Raw genomic sequence first — 2,625 nt, forward strand, 5'->3', positions numbered from 1 at the left:
ACCTCAGGGTGCGGAAGTGACGCCGGGCCGGTCCCGCCGCCCCCGACCGGGGGCGGCGCGCGCGGCACGTGACCCGAGGAGCTGACCCAGCCATGACCGACGACCTCGCGGCGCGGATCTCCGCCCTGATGACCCGGGCCAGGGCCGACCTCGCCGAACTGGTGGCCATCCCGTCCGTCGCCGACCCGCGCCAGTACCCGCCGGAGAAGTGCCGCGAGGCCGCCGAGTGGGTCGCCGCCGCCTTCACCGAGGCCGGACTGCGCGACGTCCACCTCGCCGAGACCCCCGACGGCAGCCACGCCGTCATCGGCCACCGCCCGCCGCCGCCCGGCGCCCCCACCGTCCTGCTCTACTGCCACTACGACGTCCAGCCGCCGCTCGACGACACCGCCTGGACCTCCCCGCCGTTCGAACTCACCGAGCGCGACGGCCGCTGGTACGGACGCGGCGCCGCCGACTGCAAGGGCAACATCGTCATGCACCTCACCGCCCTGCGGGCGCTCGGCGACGACCTCCCGGTCGGCCTGAAGTTCGTCGCCGAGGGCTCCGAGGAGCAGGGCACCGGCGGCCTGGAGGACTACCTCCGCGGCCACACCGACGAACTCCACGCCGACGCGCTGCTCATCTGCGACACCGGCAACGCCGCGGTCGGCGTCCCCACCGCCACCACCACGCTGCGCGGCGTCGCCAACGTCGTCGTCACCGTCTCCACGCTCGCCGGCGACCTGCACTCCGGCATGTTCGGCGGCCCCGCCCCCGACGCCCTCGCCGCACTGATCCGGATCCTCGACTCGCTGCGCGGCCCCGACGGCGCCACCCGGATCGACGGCCTGGACGCCGACGCCGGCTGGGACGGCGTCGGCTACGACGAACAGCAGTTCCGCGCCGACGCCGCCGTCCTCGACGGGGTCGACCTGATGGGCTCCGGCACCGTCGCCGACCGGCTCTGGGCCCGCCCCGCGGTCACCGTCCTCGGCATCGACTGCCCGCCCGTCGTCGGCTCCGCCGCCGCCGTCCCCGCCACCGCCCGTGCCCGGGTCAGCCTCCGCGTGCCGCCCGGCACCGACTCCGCCGCCGCCCGCGAGGCCCTCACCGCCCACCTGCTGGCCGCCGCCCCGTGGGGCGCCCGGGTCGAGGTCGAACCCGAGCAGATCGGCTCGCCGTTCCGCGCCGCCACCGACGGGCCCGCCTACACCGCCCTCGACAAGGCCGCCCAGGAGGTCTACGGCAAGGGCCTCGCCTTCCTCGGCCAGGGCGGCTCCATCCCGCTCTGCAACGTGCTGGCCGCCGCCTACCCCGAGTCCGAGATCGTCCTCATGGGCGTCGAGGAGCCCCGCTGCCTCATCCACGCCCCCAACGAGAGTGTCGACCCGGGCGAGATCGAGCACATGGCCCACGTGGAGGCGCTCTTCCTGCGCCACTACGCCGCCGCCCGTGCCTGACCCCGAGGAGCGAGACACCGCCATGCCCCAGCCCTTCACCACCCGGGACTTCGCCGACCGGATGGCCCGCGCCGCGACCGCCGCCGACGACGCCGGACTCGCCGGACTCGTCATCACCCCCGGCCCCGACCTCGTCCACCTCACCGGCTACCGTCCCACCGCGATCACCGAACGCCTCACCGCACTGCTCATCACCCCCGGCGAGCAGCCCGTCCTGATCGTCCCCAAGCTCGAACGCCCCGACGCCGAGGCCGCACCCGGCGCCGCCGCCGTCCGCGTCACCGACTGGACCGACGGCAGCGACCCCTACCGGGCCGCCCGCGAACTCCTCGACCCGACCGGCTGGTACGGCATCTCCGACGGCGCCTGGGCGATGCACCTGATCGCCCTCCAGGAGGCCCTGCCCGGCACCTCCTACACCTCGCTCACCGCGAGCCTGCCGATGCTGCGCGCCGTCAAGGGCGCCGACGAGCTCGAACGGCTCGCCGCGGCCGGCGCCGCCGCCGACGCCGCGTACCGGGACATCCTCACCGTCCCGTTCGCCGGCCGCACCGAGAACGAGGTCGCCGCCGACCTCGCCGAGGCGCTGCGCCGGCACGGCCACAGTCAGGTCGACTTCACCGTGGTCGGCTCCGGCCCGAACGGCGCCAACCCGCACCACGAGGCCGGCGACCGGGTCATCGCCGAGGGCGACACCGTCGTCCTCGACTTCGGCGGCCTCAAGGACGGCTACGGCTCCGACACCACCCGCACCGTGCACGTCGGCGCCGAGGTGCCCGCCGAGGTGCGCGAGGTGCACGAGATCGTCCGGCGCGCCCAGCAGGCCGGCTTCGAGGCCGTCCGGCCCGGCGTCGCCTGCCAGGAGATCGACCGGGCAGCCCGCCGGGTGATCACCGACGCCGGGTACGGCGAGTACTTCATCCACCGCACCGGCCATGGCATCGGCCTGACCACCCATGAGCCGCCCTACATGGTCGAGGGCGAGCGGCAGCCGCTCGTCCCCGGTATGTGCTTCTCCGTCGAACCCGGCATCTACCTCCCCGGCCGCTTCGGCGTCCGGATCGAGGACATCGTCACCGTCACCGAGGACGGCGGCCGGCGCTTCAACTCCACCCCGCACGACCTCGCCGTGGTCGGCTGAGCCCGTCTGCCGGCCGCCGACCGGGCCCGCCCGGTCGGCGGC

Annotated in this window: 2 protein-coding genes; both read left to right on the plus strand. The window is 75.3% G+C overall.

Annotated features, from left to right (window positions below; translation table 11 throughout):
* Positions 1 to 92 precede the first annotated feature (92 nt).
* Positions 93 to 1,442 (plus strand): dipeptidase, encoded by a 1,350-nt coding sequence (locus tag ACFV0G_RS38120; RefSeq protein WP_380558068.1) that lies wholly within the window; start codon positions 93 to 95, stop codon positions 1,440 to 1,442.
* 22 nt (positions 1,443 to 1,464) lie between these two features.
* The gene (locus tag ACFV0G_RS38125; protein WP_380558071.1) at positions 1,465 to 2,583 is read left to right on the plus strand and encodes a M24 family metallopeptidase; all 1,119 of its coding nucleotides are present in this window, start codon (positions 1,465 to 1,467) and stop codon (positions 2,581 to 2,583) included.
* The last annotated feature ends 42 nt before the right edge of the window (positions 2,584 to 2,625 follow it).

This window comes from Kitasatospora sp. NPDC059571 (genome assembly GCF_042735675.1).
Classification (GTDB): domain Bacteria; phylum Actinomycetota; class Actinomycetes; order Streptomycetales; family Streptomycetaceae; genus Kitasatospora.

Bases quoted from the DNA above. Each gene is read 5' to 3' on its own strand.
- ACFV0G_RS38120 (WP_380558068.1), top strand. From the start codon at position 93: ATGACCGACGACCTCGCGGCGCGGATCTCCGCCCTGATGACCCGGGCC.
- ACFV0G_RS38125 (WP_380558071.1), top strand. From the start codon at position 1,465: ATGCCCCAGCCCTTCACCACCCGGGACTTCGCCGACCGGATGGCCCGC.